Below are 22,190 nucleotides of genomic sequence, written 5' to 3'. Positions count from 1 at the left end.
CTTTGGCTATTTTACGGGTAAGCAATACAGGGATCTAACTAATTTTGCCGAGCAGGAGTCTCCGGGCCTGCTGCCAGAGATTCTGGTACTGGCTGTTTTCCCGGCTTTGCCACTCTTTTACGAGGGCATCGGCCTGTTCGCGGCGCAGGTCGCGGGTAGATTCAAACAAGTGGTCCACCGTTTCCTTATCGGCCGCCAGTGCAGCAGCCTGGTAGTGTTCCATTAATTCTTTGCCGGTGTCTGTTTGCAGCCGTGCGGAGGCTACGCCCTGGGCAGTGGCGGCGGCCAGCTTTTCATCGTACTCACCTTTGGGCATCAGTATTTTACTGAGCAGCGGCATTACTTCAATGAGGGTAATGATAAATACAATGAGGCGGTAGCGTTGTTTTACAGGCGGATGCGTTTCCGTCAGTTCGTTCAGGGCTTCTATCTGCGCCAGGAATCCGTTGGTGAGGGTGCCAACGTATATGGCTTCCTTCAGACTGTCCACGCTGTGCATACGTGCCATTTGTGCCTGCAGCTGTTGCTGCTGTGGCTCCCAGGCTCTTTGCATGGCCTGCAGTTCTTCTTCCGATTTGAGATAAGCCGATTTCTTTACGCGGGCAATGTCCGACTCTCCTATTCTGCCGGAGCCGCCGGTGCCGTCGGTTTCTTTGATGTAGCCATCTTTGTATACTTTCAGCTCTGCGGTTTTCTGCGCCAGCTGTTGTTTGCCCTGATCAAGGGATTGCTGCAGGGTGGCCATCTGGCCGGCATTGAGCTTTACCAGTTGCGCCCGGTAAGCATCGAGCTTTGCCTGCTTGCCAAGTTCCAGCTGCGTATCGATATCTTTCTTAAATAACATTAACACCACAGGTTGGGAAATAAACAAACCTATGGTAACGGCAAGGACTAAACGAAATATTACCGGCATCACTTTTATGCTGCCATTGGTGCGCGACATGGCCGCAATGAGGGTACGATCGACCGATAAAATGGCAAAGCCAAAAAACAGCGCCAGCCCGGCTACCACCATATCATCATTTACGATGGTGGAAAAGAAATAACCCCACGACAGCGTGGCGAACATCCACGTAACCAATACGGATACGCCGATGATACGGTACCGCTCTTTCTCGGTTTTACACTCCTGCAAAACATCAGCATCAGCAGCGGCCAGCCACCATAAAAAGCGCGTCATGCCATCAGGGACCGGTACCACTTCTTCTTCTTTTTTCATTTACTTATTTATTAACATCAATAGTCAGATGGATAAAAAACTCAGTAGCCGTGTGACGGATACTCAGTTCGTGCCGGTGAGGATACAATAAATTTAGTCTTTCTTTTACATTATTCAAACCAATCCCCATACCCTCCCTCTCCGGATCATTTTCCGGGCGGGGGTGCACGCTGTTATACACATCGAAGAAGATCTGATCGGCAGTACAGCTCAGGGAAATCACGATACGGGAGCGGTGCCGCAGGCTGATCCCGTGTTTAAACGCATTTTCTACAAAAGGGATCAGTAACATCGGCGCAATCTCATGCTGACATTGACTTTCATCTATATTTACTTCTATCAGAATATCGGGAGATGACAATACGCGCAGGCGTTGCAGGGCAATATAATTTTGCAGATAAGCCACCTCCTTATCCAATGGAATTTTTTCCATATGGTTATCATGTAGCATAAACCGCATCATATCACCCAGTTTCTGGATACCTTCGCTGGTACGGGCCGCCTCTTCCTGTAAGGCGGTACCATACAGCGTGTTAAGGGCATTGAATAAAAAATGCGGATTGATCTGGGAGCGCAGAAAGTCGAGGTTGGCGGTGGAATGCCCCAGCGCCTTCTTCAGCGTTACCACCGTGTTCACCTGCTTCCGGCGGCTTTTAAACAACAGCCAGCAAACGGGCAGCACAATACCTGCGGACACTGCGATACCGATCATGGCAAGCGCCGCAAACCAGCCTCCGTTGCGATGTACCAGTGCGCGGCATATCAGCGCCATCAGCACGTTACTTCCCAGGATAGTGAAAACAATATCCCGTATCAGTAAGCTCTTATTCCGGTGAGTATCCTCGAATGCTGGAAATACTTTATAACGGAGAATAAAGAACACGGCAATCTGCGAAGGACCAAAGAAAAAGATCATCAGCGCCATGTCCCTGGAATCGGAGAACGACAGGCAAAACAATACCGCAAATACGCCGGCAGCCCAGCAAATTTCTGTAAGCATTTGCCGGAAAGCCAAATCTGTTACAATGCGCGGATACAGCATACTTATGAAGGCCTTCCGGAAATAATAATATGCCACATACAACACGCCGGAAAAAACAGTAGTAATAAAAGCCGTTTTTGCAAAATACATATGCGCACCCCGCACCGTATCATATACGCCTAACAGGTAACCGTTGTAATAGGAATTGGCAACCATCATCATGGCAAAATAAAACGCTCCCACCGGAATCAGCAGCAATATGCCTCCCAGCCACTTCCCCTTCTCCAGGAACTCCGGTACAATTACAAAATTCACCAGCAGGAAGGTCACATACACCAGCGTTACCCGTCCCATAGAAGGCAGCAGGTAATGAATGTAATAGTCGAACACCTGGTGGTAGGTGGCGAACTTTCTGCCATAGATCTCCTGCAGCTCAAATACGTTATAAATAATGCTGGGGTATAGGATCGAAAACATCAGCAACACAAAAATGGCGGTTACGATGCCGAATTCAATTTTCTTAAATTGATTCATAAGGTTGATGTATTTAAAGCAATAATAGCAATTGTTGCTATGCAGCAGGGGCAAAATGGGATGAAAGTAGTGTAATCCGGTATGAAATCGGTTTTGATGGTAAAATAAGAACTCCCCCGGAAGCCACCCTCTATAAGTGTCGGCCTGACAGGGATAATTATAATAAATCGACAATCTTTATTATTTTCATCGCCTCAACAAGCCCAATATGAGCACTTCCAACAGACGTAAATTTTTAGGAACCGCAGCAGCGCTTGCCGCCGGTACTGCCGCTGCCGCAGCAATCCCCTCAACAAATATGGAAAAGAAATACCCGATTGTGCATCATGTGTTCTTCTGGCTGAAGAACCCGGATTCCAAAGAAGACCGCGATAAACTGGTGGCCGGCGTAAAAACCCTGTCGAAAATAGAAACGGTTCGTGATCTGCGTGTAGGCGTGGTAGCGAGTACCGAAAAACGCGAGGTAGTGGATAACAGCTGGGGCGTATCAGAACTGATCTTTTTCAGTGACCTCGCCGGGCAGGCCACCTATCAAACCCATCCCATTCACCTGGAGTTTATAAAAAACTGTAGTCATTTATGGGAGAAAGTAATCGTTTATGATGCCGTAGAGGTATAAAAAGATATCATGGCAACGGAATACTGGATGAGCGGGCCGGTAGAAAACATACCGGCATTACTGCAACCTGTGGCGCATGCTTTACTGCAGGCCAACCAGGAGATAAATAATTTAATGCAGGATTTCCCGGAAGATCTTTTATGGGAGAAGCCAGCCGGACTGGCCTCCCCGGGATATCATCTTCAGCATGTGAGTGGTGTGCTCGACCGGCTGTTTACCTACGCCAGGGCAGAAGCGCTCAGTCAGCAGCAGTTTGCCGCCCTCGCTGGTGAAGGCAACCCCGGCGCAACACTCCACGAGCTCCTGGATCATTTCAATGCACAGGTACATCAATCGCTGATACAGTTGTCGGCAACCCCGGAAGACACCCTCACTGCTTTCCGGGGCGTAGGCAGAAAACAACTTCCCTCTACTGTGCTGGGACTAGTGTTTCATGCCGCCGAGCATACCATGCGGCATACCGGGCAATTGCTTGTTACTGCCAAAGTACTGCTGGATATGCATCCGCGTTAAAAGCGATACCGCCATTACCCTTCGTGTAAATCCGGATATTTTTTATACGTAAAACTATAAATTAGCCCTATGAAACGCTTCTTCCTTCTCTCCCTCGTGTTGGGTTATTATACCGGCATGCAGGCACAGCAAACGCAGAAACCACCTTTACACGGCAAAAACTGGATGGCAGTAACCGGTAAGCCACTGGCTGCAACAGCCGGCGCCATGATCTTCCAGCAACACGGCAACGCCGTGGATGCCGCCTGCGCTATGCTGGCCGCCACCTGCACCATGTGGGATGTGCTCAGCTGGGGCGGAGAAACACAGGCGCTGATCTACAATCCCAAAACCGGGAAAGTAATTGCCATCAATGCGCTGGGCGTGGCTCCTACCGGCGCTACTCCCGCATTTTATAAAGGAAAAGGATACGATTTTCCACCTGAATACGGTCCGCTGGCGGCGGTCACGCCGGGAACCGCTGGTGGACTATGCTACATGCTGGCAGAATATGGCACCCTCAGTTTAAAACAGGTATTAGCTCCGGCGATGGAAATGGCCGCCGGCTACCCGATAGAAGCACAAACTGCCAACAGTATTGAACGCGGGAAAAAATATATTAACGAATGGCCTTACAGTAAAGCTGTTTTCCTGACACATCCCGGTGAGAAAAGGGAAGCGCCTGAAGCAGGAGAAATTTTTGTGCAGAAAGACCTGCTGGCTACCCTCACCAAAATGGTAGCCGCCGAGCAGGAAGCCCTGCGCAACCATAAAAGCCGGAAAGATGCTATCATGGCGGCATACGACCGTTTTTACAAAGGGGACATTGCTAAGGAATTTGTACGTGGCTGCCAGGAGCAGGGCGGCCTCATCACCCTGGAAGACCTGGCCCGCTGGAAGCCGGTGGAAGAAGAACCACTGCATATTAATTACAAAGGCATAGAAGTATATAAGCTGCAGGAATGGACACAGGGCCCCATGCTGCTGCAAAGCCTCAACATCCTGGAAAATTTTGACCTGAAATCGATGGGATATAATTCTACTCAATATATTCATACGCTGTATCAAACCATGAACCTCACTTTTGCGGACCGTGACTTTTATTACGGCGATCCAGCGTTCAATACCAATCCTGCTATCAAAGGGTTGCTGAGCAAAGAATACGGCAAGGCGAGGGCCCAACAGATCAACCTGGCACAAAATGATGCAAACGCAGGACCGGGCGATCCCTACCCTTTCATCGGGAAAACCAATCCTTACCTGCATTTCCTGGAGGAGCGCAAGCAGCTGACAGATACCAGCAGTGGCCGCAAGCCCGGCGGATTTGTTCCTAAACATGACGCCACTACGATGTTGCAGCGCGGAGAAGCCGGCAAGCAGATTGCCGGCAACACCATGTTACCACAGGGCAATATAAATCAACCCGACAGCGCCTATATGGACCGGCTGTGGCGCGGCACCACCAGTGTGGAAGCAGCGGATAAAGATGGCTGGGTGGTATCTATTACGCCCAGTGGCGGCTGGCTGCCTGCCTGTATTGCCGGCAAAACCGGTATTGGTATGAGCCAGCGGGCGCAAAGTTTTGTACTGGATTCTGCGGTATGTCCTTTTAATGTGATTGCTCCCGGTAAACGCCCGCGGGTAACGCTTACGCCTTCGATGGCATTGAAAGACGGGAAACCCTTTCTGGCCTTTGGCGTACAGGGCGGCGATACACAGGACCAGAACCTGTTGCAGTTTTTCCTGAATATAGTGGAGTTTGGAATGACGGTACAGCAGGCTACAGAAGCAGCGAATATAAATACCAACCAGTTATGGTTGTCGTTAGGCGGTACTACCATCAAAGACAGGGAGCCCCGGCCGGGAAGCATCCTGCTCAATAATAATACATCAGAAAAAACACGCAGAGCCCTGGAGCAAATGGGTTATCACCTCACCTTCGGAGAGCGTACCAGCGGCCCCATAAACGCTATTTACATGGATCGTGTGCATGGCAGTTTATGGGGTGGCAGTAGTAATCATGGAGAAGATTATGGCATAGGTTGGTAAGTAAATTACTCCTTGCTCCACACTTCATGAATAGGATCTCCTTTTGAGCTGTTACCGCTGTGGTCCCAGTTGTTGCCGTTTACGCTGCCTTTAAAAGACAGCTCAGCGCCAACGCGGGAGCTATCGCGGGAGAAGAATTCAATTTTTTCGGTGTAGGTACCGTTTTCAAAAGTATAGGTGCCTCCGCCGGAACCAAAGAACTCGCCTGTTTCCTGGTTGATAGCCACCCATTGAAAACGGGTGCCGGTCAGTATTTTCATGGTTCGCCTGGCGCTGTTGGGGATGGGGGTCATCTTACCCTCTCTTTCTCTTGAAGTAATCTGCCAGCTGCCTGCCAGCGGGCCGGTACCATCATCGATACGGGTCCATTCCTGTTTTCCGCCACCGGAGTTGCTGGTGATCAGCTGCCCGTTTTCCATGCCTACCGGCACCGTAGTTTTTTGTCCTACCTGCGAGGCATTGGTAGTATTAAAAAGAATGGCTACATCCACCTGTGTGTCGCCCGCCTGTTTCCAGGTTCCGCCATATGAGGTGATGAAGCGCTGACTATTGTAATCGGTAACGGTAAACCAGTCGGGGGTGATCAGCAGTACGCTGGTTGCGTCTCCTGACACTGATTTCCAGGCGCCTAACGGCGAGTCTTGTGCGTTGAGTATGCCCAGGAAGGAACAGCATAACGTAAATAGCAGGATTAGTTTTTTCATAACATAGCGTTTATTTTCTTAAGATAAGCAAACAAACGCAGTAATTAAGCGGTTTCTCCCGGTTGCGCGGACGGGATTTTTATTTATACAGATAAGGTATTTCCTGTTACAACAGCATGCGCTGGATTTGCAGCATTCACAGCAATACAACCGCTACATCTTTATAAAAAATACACATAAAAAACTACATTGTTGAAATCATCCCATATAGTATTCCGGCAGATGAGCATAAAAATTTTGAGCAGGCTTACGAAGCGGCGGGCAGGCATTTGCAGGAATCGCCCTGTTGCCTTGCCTATGAAGTGCTATGCTTCTTCCAGCACGCGTTTCAGGATATTCAGGTACCCGATATGTTGTTCCGCATAGGAACTGCGTTCTGAAAGCTGTGCCCAGGCTATTTGACGTTCCAGGGCAATATTGATCACTGGTTTACTGACTTCTTCAATCACGCCTTCAGCTAGGCTTTACCCCATCCATCGGCATTCGAGCAGGTTTCGATGCTATGCCTCGTATACCGCTCAAATTCTTCTCCAAATAATTCCTGGTATACCATATACCCGATAAACCCTACAATTTCTGCTTCTGCATCACAGGTAGCCTTTGAAGGATTTTCATCGATCGTTTCGTAGTACGTTTTCCCCATTCCTACAATAAAACATCTGCAGTAGAGAAATCCGTCGTCTGATCCATCAGTATAGGCATGGATATCTTCCCGGTCGATCTGAAATAATTTCTCTTCCATAATATGATTAAACCCTGTCAGTTCCTCCTTATCCAGTTCCAGCAGGATATCCCGGATATTATTGGTGATAGCGCCGTACACTTCGCCGGTCAGGTCTTCGATCAATATAGCATCATTGGTTTTCAATGCTGTATTACGCATATCCAGTAATGCCGGGGATGCAGCCCACGCTTCTTCAATAATCTGCCAGAATTTAAATTCATTCATAAGAGTAGAAATTAATGATCATTAAGAATTAACTGTAAGATATACATAGGAAACGCAGTGTAAATGCGTAGTGAAATCAGCGGTCAGTGAATCGGCATGCACTGAAAATACACAATAATTTCCTTTCTTTTCAACCCGGCGGCGAAAACCTTCCTCCTGTATAAATTATTTTATTATTAATTTCATGTCCCCTAAATTTACCGGGTTATTGTTTTTGTGAGGGTACAAAACTTCCAGCTTTGCCAGACATTTCCTTGACTGATGAACGTGATTTGCTGCAAAAAGTTGCCGTGGGTGACGGGGATGCGTATACCATCCTGTTCAGACGCTACAGCGGGCAGGTATATGACGTGGCCATGCTTTACCTGAGAGACAGCGGCCTGGCCAGGGAAATTGTTCAGGAAGTTTTTATGAAAGTATGGCTGAAAAAAGCCGATATGCCCCACATCAAACAATTCAAAGATTACCTGTTTATCCTCACCCGCAACCATATTTACGATGGCTTCAAAAAACAGGTAGTACGGCTGAAAGCCTATGATTTCCATCTCAAAAACCAGCCGGAAGCACAAAATGATACCGATCACCTGCTGCTGCAGCGGGAATACGACGCCATCCTGGACAAAGCCGTGTCCGGCCTGCCACCGGAGCGAAAAAAGGTGTACCTGGCCCGCCGGCAGGGCTGGAGCAACGAGGAAATTTCCCAACAGCTGAATATTTCGGTACATACCGTTAAGAAGCAAATGAGCCTCGCTATGCACGCCGTACGGGCTTTTGTAAAGTCCCGGCTACAAAATGATATCGTTCCCTTCCTGCTGTTCCTGCTCATCTTCCGCAAGTAATATCTTCTCCCGAAAAAAAAATTTTATCCCGGATACTCCTTTTTTGCCGGTTGCTCGTCTTTACCCCATATCACCCTTCCAAAATCGCTGATAATGTCCATAACGGAAGTACAGTTACTGCTTGAAAAATATAAGAATGGCCGGATCAGCCAGGAAGAACTGCTGCGCCTGAAAGCGATGGTAGCCGGAAACGACTATGAGCCGGAAATCAAAGCAGATATCCTGTCGGCCCTGTACAACAGCGAAGCGCCGCAAAGCGGCCTGGCTGCGGAAGATGGTGATGCCATTTTACAAAACATCCTGCAAACAACGCCTCCCCGTACTACCGGTCATACCCGCAGAATGATCTGGTATGCAGCCGCTGCCACCGTGCTGGGAGCCACGATACTCACAGGCGCGCTTTATATGAACCGGCAGCAGCAGCCCGTTATAGCGGCCGCACAGAAAGCCAGTCCACTGGCGCCGGGTACCAATACCGCCGTACTGGTACTGGCAGATGGCAAAACCATTTCGCTCGACAGCACCAACACCGGCGCACTGGCGAAACAGGGCAACAGCAGCATCATAAATTCAGCGCAGGGCCTTGCCTATAAAGCAGAAGGCGCTGCCACAACAGTAGTATATAATACCGTGGTAACACCCCGTGGCGGGCAATATCAGCTTACCCTGGCAGACGGCAGCAAAGTATGGCTGAACGCCGCCAGCAGCATCCGCTTCCCTACTACATTCAGCGGGAAAGAACGACTGGTGGAGATTTCCGGGGAAGGTTATTTCCAGGTAGCTGCCAATGCGCAACAGCCATTCAGGGTGAAAGTAAAAGGTAATCCTGACATGGAAGTAAACGTGCTGGGCACCAGCTTCAATATCATGGCCTATACCGATGAAAAAACGATTACCACTACCCTGGAAGCCGGCGCTGTTCAACTGGTGCATGGCAACATCCGGAGCCTGCTGCAACCCGGTTACGGCGGCAGCCTGAATGCCGGCGATGCCGCATTCACCATCGAAAAAGCAGACCTGGAACAGGCACTGGCCTGGAAAGAAGGCAAATTCAGGTTCCGCAATACCAGCATACAAACCATCATGCGCCAGATAGCCAGGTGGTATAATATAGAGGTTACCTATGAGGGTGATCTGTCGGACGTGCGCTTAACAGGGATCATTTCCCGGCGGGAAAACGCAGCATCTTTATTAAAGATCCTGTCAACAACAAAACGAGTTCACTTTGATATTAATGACAACCGGGTTGTGGTAACACCATATGCCCCTGAGCAATAAGCGCTATTTGTCCACTTATGAATTGATCATTTTTAAATTTTATTTAGGTTATGAAGACGTAAATAATTCCACTGCCGGTTGTAAAAAAAACCGGAAGCACTGCAATGCTCCCGGCCATAGAAGGCAACCCAACTCCCTGAATCATTTAGAAAATTGAATTATTAAGCCAACAACACAAAAGTATGGAACTACTTGGTACCTGCAAAGTCCCCGGAAAAGGAGGACGTATGCAAAGAAAATTACTGTTGATTATGCGATTAACTGCAATACTGACACTGGTATTCACCCTTAATCTGAGCGCCAAAACATTCTCTCAGTCTGTTACCATCAAAGGGAAACGTCTTCCCCTTTATGATGTTTTCAACAGCATCAGCCGCCAGACAGGTTATGAATTTATATATGACGAGAAGCTACTGGAGAAGGCGCCTCCGGTGAATCTCAATATGAACCAGGCATCTCTCACCGAGGTGCTGAATGCGTGTTTGAATAACAAACTGTTTAACTACAACATCGTAGATAAAACAATTGTGATCAGCCAGAAAGCCAAAGCAATGGCGCCTCCCGCCGCTGCCATAGCTGCTATTGACATACAGGGTAAAGTGACCGATACCAAAGGGCTACCGCTCGTAGGCGCATCTATCCAGATAAAAGGCACCACCAAAGGCACCGTAACCAACGCCCAGGGCGGATTTACGTTAGCCGCCAACCCAGGTGATGTACTGATCATCAGTATCATAGGATATGAAAGCAAACAGGTAACCGTGGGCAATGATCCCAACATCCAGGTAACCCTGGCCATACAGGACAGCCAGCTGGGCGCCGTAGTAGTAACGGCCCTCGGTATCAAAAGATCAGAGAAATCTATTACCTACTCTGCCCAGCAACTGGATGGACTGGAACTTACCAAAGCCAAAGACGCTAATCTCGTAAATACCCTGAACGGTAAAGTAGCAGGTTTAACTATTTCCTCCAGCGCTTCCGGCGTGGGCGGTTCCGCCAAAGTGATCCTGCGCGGCAGTAAATCAGGACTGGGCAGTAACCAGGCATTGTACGTAATTGACGGGGTACCAATGAACAATACCATCACTAACCAGCCAGGCAGTATTTATGGTGGCAGCTCCTCTTATGATGGCGGCGACCCGATCTCCAACCTCAACCCGGAGGACATTGAAAGTATCTCCGTATTGAAAGGAGCATCAGCTGCAGCGCTTTATGGTAGCCAGGGCGCCAACGGTGTGATCATTGTTACTACCAAAAGTGGCAAGGTTGGTCGCGCGGTTATTAACGTATCATCCGGATTCAATATCAGCCAGGCTGCCTATAAGCCAAAGTTCCAGAACAACTATGGTCAGTCCACCGACCCCACTACCAAAAGCTGGGGCAGCAAGATCAGCGGAGCAACCGATAATGTATCCGACTTTCTTCAAACCGGGCAAAACTTCACGAATGCTATCAGCCTGGCCGGTGGCTCAGAAAAGGCGCAAACTTATTTCTCATATGCCAATACCTCTGCAAGAGGTTTAGAGGAAGGCAATAAACTCGGACGGCATAACCTGAGCTTCAAAGAAACCGGTCACTTTCTGAATGATAAGCTCACTGCCTCTGCAGATGTGAATTACATGACCCAGAAAATTGACAACACACCATTATCCGGATTTTATTTCAACCCGCTCACCGGTTTGTATCTCTTCCCGCGTGGAGTAGATATCAGCCCCTACAGAGACCAGTATGAAATACCTGATCCTTCCCGGAATAATCTCATGGTGCAGAACTGGCCTTTTTCAGAAGATGTGCAACAGAACCCGTGGTGGATTCTCAACCGCAATACCAATTCGCTTTCGCGCAACAGGATACTCGCCAATGCCAGCCTGAAATATGACATTAACTCCTGGTTGAATGTACAGGGAAGAGGAAGTATTGACCGTATGAATGATGTATATGAGCAAAAGATATACGCCGGTACCCAGACCACGCTGGCATCTAAAAACGGTGGTTATAACTACACCAACAATACCACCACCCAACAATACGGAGACCTGATCGCCAACTTTAATATCCCTGCAAATGACTTTCATTTTACGGGTCTTGTTGGCGGTAGTATCCGTGATGTAAAAACAAACGGTATCTACTTCGCAGCAGGACAGGAAGGTTTATATCTCCCGAATATATTCACCATCCAGAATATGAAAACGATCAACGCTGCAAACTCCGGCAGCACGCAGGAGAAACACAGCCAGTGGCAATCCGTTTTTGGTAGTGTGAACATTTCCTACAAAGATTGGGCATACATGGATCTGACGGCAAGAAATGACTGGGCCTCCAACCTGGCATTTACCAACCAGTTATCCTATTTCTACCCGTCAGTGGGATTGAATGTAATCCTGACCCAGCTGCTGAAAATGCCAACGGCGATCACCTATGGTAAGATCCGTGGTTCCTATGCTATTGTAGGTAATTCTCCGTTAGCATACCAGAGTAATACGCCTGATAACCTGATCAATACAGGTGGCACTGTAAAGGTAAATACTACTGCTCCATTCAGAGATCTGAAACCGGAAAAAACAAAATCGCTTGAATTAGGTACGGAATGGCGCTTTTTCGACAGCCGTTTGAGTGTAGATGTTACCTACTATAAAACCAATACCACTAATCAGACGATGGAAATTGCCGCACCTAATGCAACGTTGTATAACACCTACTTCATTAATGCAGGCGATATCCAGAACCAGGGGGTAGAAGCAATGATACGGTATGATGTGTTGCGCGACACTAAACTGAAATGGAATACCGCTTTAAACTACGCGGTAAACGACAACAGGATCGTTTCCCTGTCGCCGTTTGTGGACCGTTTCAGCCTCACCGGCGACGGCACCGGCGCCAACTACGCTTCACAATTTAAAGTAGGCGGTTCGTTTGGCGATATTTATGGCACTGTATTAAACCGCGATGCACAGGGACGTGTGATCATTACCAATGGCGCTCCTTCCCTTGCTGGTGGCCAGATGCAATACCTCGGTAATGCCAACACCAAGTGGCAGTTAGGATGGAACAATAATTTTGCATACAACAACTTTACCTTATCGTTCCTGATAGACGGTAAATTCGGCGGGCAGGTAATGTCTGTAACCCAGGCCATGATGGACGGCTACGGCGTTTCAGCCACTTCCGGCCAGGCAAGGGATGCCGGCGGTGTAAAAGTAAACGGGGTAGATCAGAATGGCAATCCGGTTACTTCCGTGGATGCACAAACCTGGTATAATGTAGTAGGCGGCAGAACCGGCGCCTCCGGGGAATATATGTACAGCGCTACTACCGTAAGATTAAGAGAAGCATCGCTGGGCTATACCATTCCATTGAAGAGCAACGCAGTGAAGGCGCTGAAGGTATCTGCCAACGGCCGTAACCTGTTCTACTTCTCTAAGAAAGCTCCGTTTGATCCTGAGCAAACCATGTCTACCTCCAACGGCCTGAGTGGCGTGGATGTATTTATGTTACCTGCTTCCCGCAGCTATGGCGTTACCGTAAATGCCACTTTCTAATCATTTACTGCAAAACTGAAAACGATGAAACTGTATAATAAAATGAAGCGTTACAGATCTGGTTTGCTGGTGGCTACCGCAGCCCTGGTAACCGGAATGAGTGCATGTACCAAAAATTTTGACCGCTATAATACTGATAATACCGGCGTAACAGATGGTCAGCTGGGACCTGATTTTAATTCACTGGGACTGTATCTGAAATCCGCGCAGATGTCTATCCTTAACTTCTCCGGCGGTGGAGATCCCAATTCTTACCAGGTGCAACAGAACCTCAATGCGGACTGCTTCTCCGGTTACTTTATGACTCCCAACCCCTTCAGTAGTTCCAATAATACCAATTATGGCCTGGTGCCAGGCTGGAATGGGGAAGCGTATAAAGTGGGTTACCTCAATGTTATGTCGCCGGTATTGAAACTAAGGGAAAGCGGCATAGATAAAAACTTTCCTGCCGTGTGGGCGGTGGCGCAAATAGTGCAGGTAACTGCCATGAGCCGCGTAACGGATATTTACGGTCCTATTCCGTATAGCCGTGTAGGTGAGGGCTTGTCGTCTGTTCCCTACGACAGCCAGCAGGATGTATACAAACGATTTTTTGCACAGCTGGACACGGCAACAGAAAATTTGCGCGCCCAGATTAATAGCGGTACTCAACTGCCGTTTGATTTTTCGAATTTCGATGTTGTTTACAACGGCAACTTCCCACAATGGCTGCGGTTCGCTAACTCCCTGCGGTTACGCCTGGCCATGCATATCGTAAAAGCTGATCTGGCCACCGCAAAACTGGAAGCAGAGAAAGCGCTGAACCCGGCCAATGGCGGCATCATTACAGATAACGCCGATAACATGACCGTAAAAGTAACCGGCGACTTTACCAACCCGCTTGTTTTCATTGCAAAAAACTGGGCAGATATCCGCATCGGCGCTTCCATTCAATGCTACCTCACCGGTTATAAAGACCCACGGGTTTCAAGATATATGGACAAAGCCACTGATCCCGCCACCGGTCTTAAAGGCGTATATAAAGGCATCCGCATCGGCGCCCTGGTAGATAAACCGAAGTACCAGACCTATTCTTCCCTGAATACAGAAGACGGCGCTTCCCCTGCTTTTACACTGAAAACACCGATGCAGGTAATGACTGCCGCAGAAGTGTATTTCCTGCGTGCAGAAGCAACTATAAGAGGCTGGAGCAATACTGGCGGCAGTGCGCAACAACTGTATGAACAAGGCGTTACTACCTCTATGGCACAGTGGCAGGTAAGCGCTCCTGGTTATCTTGCAGATGATACAAGCCGGGCAGATGCCTATACGGACCCTAAAAACCCTGCGAATAACTCAACAGGCAGACCATCTGACATTACTATTAAATGGAATGAAGGCGATGTTGAGGCTAAGAAAATGGAACGCATCATGACCCAGAAATGGCTCGCCATGTTCCCCGAAGGACAGGAAGCATGGACAGAATTCCGCCGTACCGGCTATCCTAAATTGTTCCCGGTAGTGAACAACAATAGTGGTAATACCATCTCAACAGATGTTCAGATCCGCAGACTGCCATTCCCGCAAAATGAATATAACACCAATCCCGCTGCAGTAGCGGCAGCCGTGCAGCTGCTAAGCGAACCAAAAGATAACGGGGGTACCCGTCTCTGGTGGGATAAATAAAAGCACCTAAAGAGATGACCGGTGAATGACCGGTCATCTCTTCTGTCAATATTCAAAGTTAACCTGAGCATAGTTTGTTATAAGAGCCACCAGACCGGAAAACCCGTAACCAAAATTTGAACCCAGATTTCCTAAACATTTAAACATTCATTCCAGTATGAAAAAACAGTTCCACCCTTTACGGCTATTGGCCGCAGGATTGGCGTGCGCCGCCCTCTTTTTCACCGCCTGTAAAAAAGAAAACACCACCGGTATTTCACAAGACCCCGGCAAAAACACCACCGGCGCCCATGTAGAAACCGTTACCAAAGCCGGAGGGATGTCCGTCTGCTATGTGGAAGTAAACAGCAACAGTTTACTGAATACCGGCAAATACACCTTAACCACCGGAGGGCAACAGCTGTTTGATATTGCCATCATTTTTGCGGCCAATATCAACTACAACACCACTACCCAGAAAGCAGTGCTGTACAACAACCCCAACGTATCCAACGTGCTGGCCAACAAGGCTACGCAAATTGTCCCCCTGCAAAATAAAGGGATGAAAGTATTGCTGTCTATTCTCGGTAATCACCAGGGAGCGGGCTTCTGTAACTTTACCAGCAGAACCGCTGCCCGCGCCTTTGCACAACAACTCAGCGATACCGTTACTTACTACGGTCTGGATGGAATTGATTTTGACGATGAGTATGCCGACTACGGCAACAACGGCACCACGCAGCCAAACGACAGTTCCTTTGTAATGCTGGTAGATGAACTGCGCAAACTGATGCCCACAAAAATTATTTCATTCTACTACTATGGTCCGGCGGCCTCCAGGTTATCGTGGGGTGGAAAAAAAGTGGGCGACTTTGTTAACTACAGCTGGAATGCTATTTATGGCTCCTACTCCGTACCTAATGTGGCCGGGCTTACCAAGGCACAGTTAGGCCCGGCGGCAGTAGATATCCAGAGTACCAGCCAGAGCACTGCCAATTCACTGGCTACCCAAACGAAGAACAACGGTTATGGCATATACCTCTGGTATAATCTCACCAGCACCGATAAACATGTGTATTTCTCCGGTGTATCCAGTATCCTTTATGGCAGTAATGTTACCTACACACCTTAATAAAAAGAAGGGAGTCGTTTTACGAAAACGGCTCCCTTCTTTTTATGCAATACTATTTTATTGTATACTGTCTTCCCTTGCTGACAAACGGAACCAATCCTTTGCGTAAGGCTTTAACAGGACAGTAGCCGCCGTAGGCCCCCAGGTGCCGGCCTTATACAGATGCAGCTCTTTCGCAGGATATTTTTTCCAGGTATCCAGGATTGGCATCACTACTTTCCAGGCAGCCTCCACCTGGTCCGCACGCATGAACAAGGTAGGGTTACCATCCAGCACATCCAGCAACAAAGCTTCGTATGCTTCCGGAATTGTTTCTGTATAAGATTCCTGGTAAGTGAAATCCATTTCCACGGGTTTCAGTTTCATTTTCAAACCTGGCACTTTACTTTCAAACAATAAACTTATTTCCAGCTCCGGCTGAATACTGATGATCAGCCTGTTTGGCGTGATATCATCTTTAAAAATTTTATGGGGAGAATCTTTAAACTGCACAACAATTACAGACGATTGTACCGGCATGGATTTGCCTGTGCGTAAAAAGAAGGGCACGCCTTTCCACCGGTCGTTATCAATAAACAACCTGGCGGCTACAAAGGTTTCTGTATTGGAGGCGGACAGCACATGTTCTTCCTTACGATAAGGCAAACGCGGTGCGCCGTGTACATTGCCTCCCGTATACTGGCCACGGATCACGTTTTTCAGCACCTGCGCCGGTGTATATGGCCTGATATCTTTCAGCACTTTTACTTTTGCATCGCGGATCAGTTCCGACTGGTAAAACTCCGGTGAATCCATCGCAACAATACACAACAGCTGCAGCAGGTGATTCTGCACCATATCACGCAGGGCGCCGCTGCCTTCGTAGTAGCCGCCACGTTTCCCTACGCCTACTTCTTCCGCCACGCTGATCTGAACGTGATCGATATATTTTTTATTCCACAGTGGTTCAAATACATAGTTGGCAAAGCGGAAGGCCATGATGTTTTGTACAGCTTCCTTACCCAGGTAGTGATCGATACGGTAGATCTGTTTTTCCGCAAAACGTTTTGTGAGGAAGCGGTTGAGTTTTTTGGCGGTATCGAGGTCGGTGCCGAAAGGTTTCTCCACAACGATACGGTCCAGGCCATCGCGGTTGCAAATGGTGTGTTTGTATAAGCCTTCTGCAATGATTTCAATAAAGCGCGGCGCCACTGCAAAGTAAAAGATGCGGGAGCCGTTCTGTTTCTGCTTTTTACCGAATGCATCCAGTTTCCCTTTCAGGCCGGTATAGGTTTCCGTTTTCAGGAAATCGCCCTGGAGATAGAAGATATTCTTAGCAAATCCTTCCCATTCTTTTTCATCTGCTTTCCCGTTGCGGCTAAACTCATTAATCCCTGCCAGCAGGTCGAGTTTAAAGGCAGCTTCATCTTCGGCCAGGAAGTCCACACAGTAGATGACGAATACAGGCGGAAGATGTTTATCGGTGTACAGATTATAAAGCGCAGGAATCAGTTTTCTTTTAGTCAGATCTCCTTTGGCGCCGAAGATGGTAATGGCAGCGGGGAGTGTTTTTCCAGTTTTCATCTAAGCATCGGTTTATTCCCCTGTAATTTAAGCATCATTCCTGTAATCTTTTCATCCATTTTTGGTGGCAGATGGATTATCGCGTGCCGGCCAGTATGGCGGCGCAAACAGCCAGGATACACGTCATTGGCGTAAAGATCAGCTGCTCCCATTTATTGGTGGAGATAAGATTGCCGAGAGTGTTTACAAAAAACAAAAGACACATCAGCCACAATGCCAGGCTCAAAACCTTGCCATTGGCCGGTAACTTCAATACCTTTCTTTTCCCCAGCACCACCAGCAGGAAAAATACATTCACCAGCACAGAGATGGCTTCTAACCGGTACATTTCCATTGGCGATTTCAGTCTGCCACCCCACACAATGGAATAAGGTAAAACTTTTGCAATGATCAGCAGGTGAAAAAGGATCAGCAGGGAGAAAATAGTAACCATACTTATCCCCGCTATTTTTGGCATACGGATACTCATAAAGCGATTAACTTGGAGTCAAAGGTAATAATAGCAACGCTAAACGGGCGGGAAAGAATTTAACCACAACACCTGGCCCAATAACATTAAGCTAATAATATATATTATTAGACGCACTCCCTTTCATTTCCGTAGCGGCCTTTCTCAAAGACCCAGGCTCACTGATCTTCTGCAACAGCTCAATTCTCCCGTAACCGAAAAAAGGGCCTTCCTCTGTTTCCATCCATGCACGTCCGTTTGCCATCAGTTTCATGTGGTAAAGATATCCGGCCCGTTTTAATTTTTTACGTAGACCCTGTAGTAAAATAATATTTTAATTTATATTATATTACACATACACGCAATAGAGATCTTTCAAATGACACAAAACAAGGGCTTAAAGAAAACACTGACTCCCTTTATGTTGTGGGGACTTGGAGTAGGGTACGTTATTTCAGGGATGTATTTTGGTTGGAATCTTGGCCTTGAAAAGGGCGGTACAGGAGGTATGGCCATTGCCACACTTGTGATCATGGTGATGTATGTAACGTTTACTTTCAGCTATGCTGAACTGGCCTGCGCCATCCCCAAAGCAGGAGGAGTTTTTGACTATGCAAACAGGGCAATGGGAAAAAACATCGGCTTTATTGCCGGGATAGCCCAGGTCATTGAATTTATTTTGGCGCCGCCTGCCATTGCATTCGCCATCGGCGCTTATTTCAACGCTTTTTTCCCGCAGGTACCGATCCTTACCAGCGCCATTGCCATCTATTTTGTCTTTACCGGGTTGAATGTTTATGGTGTAAAGGCAGCGGCTTCCTTCGAGGTGATCGTCACCATTTTTGCGGTGGGAGAACTGTTGCTCTTCGCCGGTTTGTCGTTTCCGAAATTCCAGGCAGTTCACCTTACCAACAACGCATTGCCCAACGGGTGGGGCGGCGCTTTTGCCGCGATCCCCTTTGCCATCTGGTTTTTCCTGGGTATTGAAGGCATTGCCAACGTAGCCGAAGAAACCAAAAATCCCCAGCGCGATATCAGCAAAGGTTTCGGATGGGCCATCCTCACGCTGGCTATTCTTTGTATCCTGATATTTATTTCCGCCACCGGCATCGCCGGATGGGAGGCGATTGTATATAAAAACGGGATAAGCGGGGAAACCTCCGATTCACCCCTTCCGCTGGCGCTGGCAAAAATTACCGGGAGCAATCACCCCATGTATCACCTGCTCATCACGGTAGGATTATTTGGGCTGGTGGCTTCCTTTCACGGATTGATCCTCGCCGCCGGGCGCTCTTCCTACGAGATGGGCAGGGTACACAACCTCCCCGCTGCTCTCGGTAAAATTTCACCACGGTTTCATACGCCCGCCAATGCGCTGCTTGCCAATATGGTGATCGGGATACTGGCACTGCTTTCTGGGAAAACTTCCGAAATCATTATCGTATCCGTTTTCGGCGCGCTCACTTTGTATATCATTTCAATGGTGTCTATTATTATTTTGAGAAGACAGGAGCCTGATCTGCCACGGCCTTTCCGGGTGGCCTTCTACCCTGCCTTCCCGGTGATTGCACTGGTGATTGCCACCATATCCATTGTTGCGATGTTTATCTTCAACCTCGCACTTGGCCTGATCTATTTTTCCCTGCTGGCCGTTTCTTTTTTGTTGTACAAAATCTTTAAACCTGCTCACACATGACAACTTCCGAAATATTAACGTATGTAAAAACCCATCCGTCGGGTAAGGTAAAAGTAGCGGTAGCGGACATCGACGGTGTATTGAGAGGGAAATATATTGCAGCAGAAAAATTTGCGTCTGTAACAGAAAGCAGGATGGGCTTCTGCGATGTTACCTTTGGCTGGGACATGAGCGATGTCGTGTACGACAATGTGAAATATACCGGCTGGCATACCGGTTATCCCGATGCGCAGGTAAAAATTGACCTGGGTACCTTCCGTAAAATTCCCTGGGAAAATGACGTACCTTTTTTCCTGGGAGATTTTGTACAGGCAGACAATGCACCGGTATACACCTGTCCGCGGCAACTCCTGAAGAAAGTACTCGCGGATGCGGAAAAAAGCGGTTTCCTGCCATATTTCTCCCAGGAATTTGAATGGTTTAACTTTACGGAAACACCCGATACGGTCCACCAGAAACAGTTCCGCGACCTTACACCTTTATCGCCCGGCATGTTTGGTTATTCCATCCTGCGCAGCGCGTTAAAGAATGAGTATATGAGCAGCCTGTTTGAGCAACTGGTAAAATTTGATATACCGGTAGAAGGATTACATACGGAAACAGGTCCGGGTGTATACGAAGCAGCCATTAAGTATGGTACGGTTTTACAGGCGGCCGACCAGGCCATACTCTTTAAAACCGCGGTAAAAGAGATCGCATACAAACACGGCGTAATGGCTACCTTCATGGCTAAGATCCATGAAAGTTTGCCAGGCTGCAGCGGGCATGTGCACCAGAGCCTCTGGGATGCCGGCAGCAAACAGAATTTATTTTACGACGAAAACGACGAATATAAAATGAGTGCCGTCATGAAAAGTTACATTGCCGGTCAGCTGCATTGTTTACCTTTTATATTACCCATGATAGCGCCCACTATCAACAGCTATAAACGGCTGGTAGAAGGCGCCTGGGCTCCTACCACGCTCACCTGGGGCATAGATAACAGAACAGTGGCATTACGGGCTTTACCGTGCGATAAAAGGGCCACCCGCCTGGAAACAAGGGTAGTGGGTTCAGATACCAATCCCTACCTCGCACTGGCCGCCTGTTTGGCTGCCGGATTGTACGGTGTGAAAAATAAATTGGTCCTTGAAAAAAAATTAACCACCGGTAATGGGTACAAAGACACCTCGAATGGTGTATTACCACAGAACCTTCATGTGGCCACCCAACAAATGAAGGAATCGGCCCTCGCAAAAGAACTCTTTGGCGAATCTTTTGTGGAACACTTTACGTTAACCAGGGAATGGGAGTGGCGGCAATATGCCAAAGCAGTGACCGATTGGGAACTTAAAAGATATTTTGAAATCATCTAAGCATCAGCATATGGCATTTCAGTATAATTTTCCTACCACCATCCGTTTTGGCGCAGGCGTAATCAGCGAGCTGCCGGCCTGGTTACAGAAAAACGGGTTATCACGGCCTATGATCGTTACCGATCCAACGATAGCAGGATTATCATTTTTTAAATCGATCGTGAATGATCTGCAGGCACATCATATTTCCGTGGAAGTATTCAGCGACATCCACAAAAACCCCGTGAAGAGCGATGTGTATAAAGGCACTGATCTCTGGGATCATACGCAACGCGACAGTATCATCGGTATTGGCGGGGGCGCCGCACTGGATGTGGCACGCGCCATTGTGCTGCGGGTAAATCACCGGGAAGATCTTTTTAAATACGACGACCTCGTAGGCGGCGATATTTATGTGACCAATGATGTCCCTCATTTTATTACCGTACCTACTACCGCCGGCACCGGCAGCGAAGTAGGCAGAAGCGCCATCATTGCCGACGATGAAACCCATCAGAAGAAAATACTGTTTTCGCCCAAACTGATGGCGAAGATTGTATTTGCAGACCCGGCCCTCACGATAGACCTGCCCCCGTTTATCACCGCCGCCACCGGCATGGACGCTTTAACCCACAACATGGAAGCATTCCTGGCAAAAAATCCACATCCCTTATGCGATGGCATTGCCCTGGAAGGTATCTATCTCATTAAAAACTCACTGGAAAAAGCCACCAACAAACCGGATATGGAAAGCAGGAGCAACATGCTCATGGCTTCTATGATGGGCGCCATCGCTTTTCAGAAAGGACTGGGTGTGGTGCATTCCCTTGCGCATCCCCTCTCCTCCCTGCTGGATACGCATCACGGCCTCGCCAATGCGGTAAATATTCCTTATGGCATGCAATTTAATATTGCAGGATTTGAAGATAAATTCCGCCGCATCGCCAGAACCCTGGAGTTAAAAGAAGAAACCGGCGAAGCAGTGGTACAATATCTTTTTGATCTTAATTCAAAAATAAACATCCCGCATCATCTCCGCGATATCGGCGTTACGGATGCACACGTGGAAACGCTGGCCGACCTGGCACTCGCCGATTTTGCCCATCCCAATAACCCGAAACCGGTTACCCGGGAAGATTTCAAACAGTTGTACCTAAACGCGCTATAGA

Annotated in this window: 18 protein-coding genes; 11 read left to right on the top strand and 7 right to left on the bottom strand. The window is 48.1% G+C overall.

Going from position 1 to position 22,190, the window contains the following annotated elements:
- Nucleotides 1-34: 34 nt before the first annotated feature.
- Nucleotides 35-1,219, bottom strand: a complete 1,185-nt coding sequence (locus ACMXI2_RS04070) for a DUF4407 domain-containing protein (RefSeq protein WP_483780436.1) — start codon at nucleotides 1,217-1,219, stop codon at nucleotides 35-37.
- 4 nt (nucleotides 1,220-1,223) lie between these two features.
- On the bottom strand, nucleotides 1,224-2,735 hold the full coding sequence (locus tag ACMXI2_RS04065; RefSeq protein ID WP_483780435.1) for a sensor histidine kinase: 1,512 nt from the start codon (nucleotides 2,733-2,735) through the stop codon (nucleotides 1,224-1,226).
- 208 nt (nucleotides 2,736-2,943) lie between these two features.
- On the opposite strand from ACMXI2_RS04065, the gene ACMXI2_RS04060 reads away from it, so the two are divergent.
- The 3 genes from ACMXI2_RS04060 (at nucleotide 2,944) to ACMXI2_RS04050 (ending at nucleotide 5,895) form a co-directional block, all read left to right on the top strand.
- On the top strand, nucleotides 2,944-3,354 hold the full coding sequence (locus ACMXI2_RS04060; protein ID WP_079468824.1) for a Dabb family protein: 411 nt from the start codon (nucleotides 2,944-2,946) through the stop codon (nucleotides 3,352-3,354).
- A gap of 9 nt (nucleotides 3,355-3,363) precedes the next feature.
- Nucleotides 3,364-3,867 (top strand): DinB family protein, encoded by a 504-nt coding sequence (locus ACMXI2_RS04055; RefSeq protein WP_483780434.1) that lies wholly within the window; start codon nucleotides 3,364-3,366, stop codon nucleotides 3,865-3,867.
- Nucleotides 3,868-3,936: 69 nt separating this feature from the next.
- Nucleotides 3,937-5,895 (top strand): gamma-glutamyltransferase family protein, encoded by a 1,959-nt coding sequence (locus ACMXI2_RS04050; protein WP_483780433.1) that lies wholly within the window; start codon nucleotides 3,937-3,939, stop codon nucleotides 5,893-5,895.
- Nucleotides 5,896-5,900: 5 nt separating this feature from the next.
- On the opposite strand, the gene ACMXI2_RS04045 is transcribed toward ACMXI2_RS04050, so the two are convergent.
- The 3 genes from ACMXI2_RS04045 to ACMXI2_RS04035 all read right to left on the bottom strand — a co-directional run bounded on the left by ACMXI2_RS04045 (nucleotide 5,901) and on the right by ACMXI2_RS04035 (nucleotide 7,548).
- Nucleotides 5,901-6,599: a hypothetical protein gene (locus ACMXI2_RS04045; protein WP_483780432.1), complete on the bottom strand. Its 699-nt coding sequence runs from the start codon at nucleotides 6,597-6,599 to the stop codon at nucleotides 5,901-5,903.
- A gap of 305 nt (nucleotides 6,600-6,904) precedes the next feature.
- Nucleotides 6,905-7,048: a hypothetical protein gene (locus ACMXI2_RS04040; RefSeq protein WP_483780431.1), complete on the bottom strand. Its 144-nt coding sequence runs from the start codon at nucleotides 7,046-7,048 to the stop codon at nucleotides 6,905-6,907.
- 8 nt (nucleotides 7,049-7,056) lie between these two features.
- Complete coding sequence (locus tag ACMXI2_RS04035; RefSeq protein ID WP_483780430.1) at nucleotides 7,057-7,548, bottom strand: DUF4240 domain-containing protein; 492 nt, start codon at nucleotides 7,546-7,548, stop codon at nucleotides 7,057-7,059.
- A 239-nt stretch (nucleotides 7,549-7,787) separates the two neighbouring features.
- On the opposite strand from ACMXI2_RS04035, the gene ACMXI2_RS04030 reads away from it, so the two are divergent.
- The 5 genes from ACMXI2_RS04030 (at nucleotide 7,788) to ACMXI2_RS04010 (ending at nucleotide 15,980) form a co-directional block, all read left to right on the top strand.
- Nucleotides 7,788-8,387, top strand: a complete 600-nt coding sequence (locus tag ACMXI2_RS04030) for an RNA polymerase sigma factor (RefSeq protein ID WP_483780429.1) — start codon at nucleotides 7,788-7,790, stop codon at nucleotides 8,385-8,387.
- Nucleotides 8,388-8,480: 93 nt separating this feature from the next.
- Nucleotides 8,481-9,665, top strand: a complete 1,185-nt coding sequence (locus ACMXI2_RS04025) for a FecR family protein (protein ID WP_483780428.1) — start codon at nucleotides 8,481-8,483, stop codon at nucleotides 9,663-9,665.
- Between the two features lie 251 nt (nucleotides 9,666-9,916).
- Nucleotides 9,917-13,204 (top strand): SusC/RagA family TonB-linked outer membrane protein, encoded by a 3,288-nt coding sequence (locus tag ACMXI2_RS04020; RefSeq protein WP_483780427.1) that lies wholly within the window; start codon nucleotides 9,917-9,919, stop codon nucleotides 13,202-13,204.
- A gap of 24 nt (nucleotides 13,205-13,228) precedes the next feature.
- Nucleotides 13,229-14,869 (top strand): RagB/SusD family nutrient uptake outer membrane protein, encoded by a 1,641-nt coding sequence (locus tag ACMXI2_RS04015; RefSeq protein WP_483780426.1) that lies wholly within the window; start codon nucleotides 13,229-13,231, stop codon nucleotides 14,867-14,869.
- Between the two features lie 157 nt (nucleotides 14,870-15,026).
- On the top strand, nucleotides 15,027-15,980 hold the full coding sequence (locus tag ACMXI2_RS04010) for an endo-beta-N-acetylglucosaminidase H (RefSeq protein WP_483780425.1): 954 nt from the start codon (nucleotides 15,027-15,029) through the stop codon (nucleotides 15,978-15,980).
- A gap of 57 nt (nucleotides 15,981-16,037) precedes the next feature.
- Here the strand turns inward: ACMXI2_RS04010 and zwf are convergent, their stop codons facing one another.
- Nucleotides 16,038-17,543 carry a glucose-6-phosphate dehydrogenase gene (gene zwf / locus ACMXI2_RS04005; protein WP_483780424.1) on the bottom strand — a complete coding sequence of 502 codons (1,506 nt, stop codon included), beginning with the start codon at nucleotides 17,541-17,543 and terminating at the stop codon, nucleotides 16,038-16,040.
- A gap of 76 nt (nucleotides 17,544-17,619) precedes the next feature.
- Nucleotides 17,620-17,976: a hypothetical protein gene (locus tag ACMXI2_RS04000; RefSeq protein ID WP_483780423.1), complete on the bottom strand. Its 357-nt coding sequence runs from the start codon at nucleotides 17,974-17,976 to the stop codon at nucleotides 17,620-17,622.
- A gap of 394 nt (nucleotides 17,977-18,370) precedes the next feature.
- Between ACMXI2_RS04000 and eat the strand changes: the two genes are divergently transcribed.
- From eat to ACMXI2_RS03985, 3 genes are read left to right on the top strand one after another with little or no spacing between them, the layout of a single operon-like run.
- Nucleotides 18,371-19,687 (top strand): ethanolamine permease, encoded by a 1,317-nt coding sequence (gene eat / locus ACMXI2_RS03995; protein ID WP_483780422.1) that lies wholly within the window; start codon nucleotides 18,371-18,373, stop codon nucleotides 19,685-19,687.
- The gene (locus tag ACMXI2_RS03990) at nucleotides 19,684-21,042 is read left to right on the top strand and encodes a glutamine synthetase family protein (RefSeq protein WP_483780421.1); all 1,359 of its coding nucleotides are present in this window, start codon (nucleotides 19,684-19,686) and stop codon (nucleotides 21,040-21,042) included. Before eat ends, ACMXI2_RS03990 begins: the two co-directional genes overlap by 4 nt.
- 10 nt (nucleotides 21,043-21,052) lie before the next feature.
- Complete coding sequence (locus ACMXI2_RS03985) at nucleotides 21,053-22,189, top strand: iron-containing alcohol dehydrogenase (RefSeq protein WP_483780420.1); 1,137 nt, start codon at nucleotides 21,053-21,055, stop codon at nucleotides 22,187-22,189.
- Nucleotide 22,190 lies beyond the last annotated feature (1 nt).

It is taken from the genome of Chitinophaga sp. G7 BAM 1005 (assembly GCF_057126945.1).
The sequence above is the reverse complement of the archived record's forward strand: the minus strand, read 5'-3'. Positions and strand labels throughout refer to the sequence as shown.

What these genes read in the sequence shown, in the direction of transcription:
- ACMXI2_RS04070 (WP_483780436.1), bottom strand. Translation starts at nt 1,219, where the DNA reads ATGAAAAAAGAAGAAGAAGTGGTACCGGTCCCTGATGGCATGACGCGC.
- ACMXI2_RS04065 (WP_483780435.1), bottom strand. Translation starts at nt 2,735, where the DNA reads ATGAATCAATTTAAGAAAATTGAATTCGGCATCGTAACCGCCATTTTT.
- ACMXI2_RS04060 (WP_079468824.1), top strand. Translation starts at nt 2,944, where the DNA reads ATGAGCACTTCCAACAGACGTAAATTTTTAGGAACCGCAGCAGCGCTT.
- ACMXI2_RS04055 (WP_483780434.1), top strand. Translation starts at nt 3,364, where the DNA reads ATGGCAACGGAATACTGGATGAGCGGGCCGGTAGAAAACATACCGGCA.
- ACMXI2_RS04050 (WP_483780433.1), top strand. Translation starts at nt 3,937, where the DNA reads ATGAAACGCTTCTTCCTTCTCTCCCTCGTGTTGGGTTATTATACCGGC.
- ACMXI2_RS04045 (WP_483780432.1), bottom strand. Translation starts at nt 6,599, where the DNA reads ATGAAAAAACTAATCCTGCTATTTACGTTATGCTGTTCCTTCCTGGGC.
- ACMXI2_RS04035 (WP_483780430.1), bottom strand. Translation starts at nt 7,548, where the DNA reads ATGAATGAATTTAAATTCTGGCAGATTATTGAAGAAGCGTGGGCTGCA.
- ACMXI2_RS04025 (WP_483780428.1), top strand. Translation starts at nt 8,481, where the DNA reads ATGTCCATAACGGAAGTACAGTTACTGCTTGAAAAATATAAGAATGGC.
- ACMXI2_RS04020 (WP_483780427.1), top strand. Translation starts at nt 9,917, where the DNA reads ATGCGATTAACTGCAATACTGACACTGGTATTCACCCTTAATCTGAGC.
- ACMXI2_RS04015 (WP_483780426.1), top strand. Translation starts at nt 13,229, where the DNA reads ATGAAACTGTATAATAAAATGAAGCGTTACAGATCTGGTTTGCTGGTG.
- ACMXI2_RS04010 (WP_483780425.1), top strand. Translation starts at nt 15,027, where the DNA reads ATGAAAAAACAGTTCCACCCTTTACGGCTATTGGCCGCAGGATTGGCG.
- zwf (WP_483780424.1), bottom strand. Translation starts at nt 17,543, where the DNA reads ATGAAAACTGGAAAAACACTCCCCGCTGCCATTACCATCTTCGGCGCC.
- ACMXI2_RS04000 (WP_483780423.1), bottom strand. Translation starts at nt 17,976, where the DNA reads ATGGTTACTATTTTCTCCCTGCTGATCCTTTTTCACCTGCTGATCATT.
- eat (WP_483780422.1), top strand. Translation starts at nt 18,371, where the DNA reads ATGACACAAAACAAGGGCTTAAAGAAAACACTGACTCCCTTTATGTTG.
- ACMXI2_RS03990 (WP_483780421.1), top strand. Translation starts at nt 19,684, where the DNA reads ATGACAACTTCCGAAATATTAACGTATGTAAAAACCCATCCGTCGGGT.
- ACMXI2_RS03985 (WP_483780420.1), top strand. Translation starts at nt 21,053, where the DNA reads ATGGCATTTCAGTATAATTTTCCTACCACCATCCGTTTTGGCGCAGGC.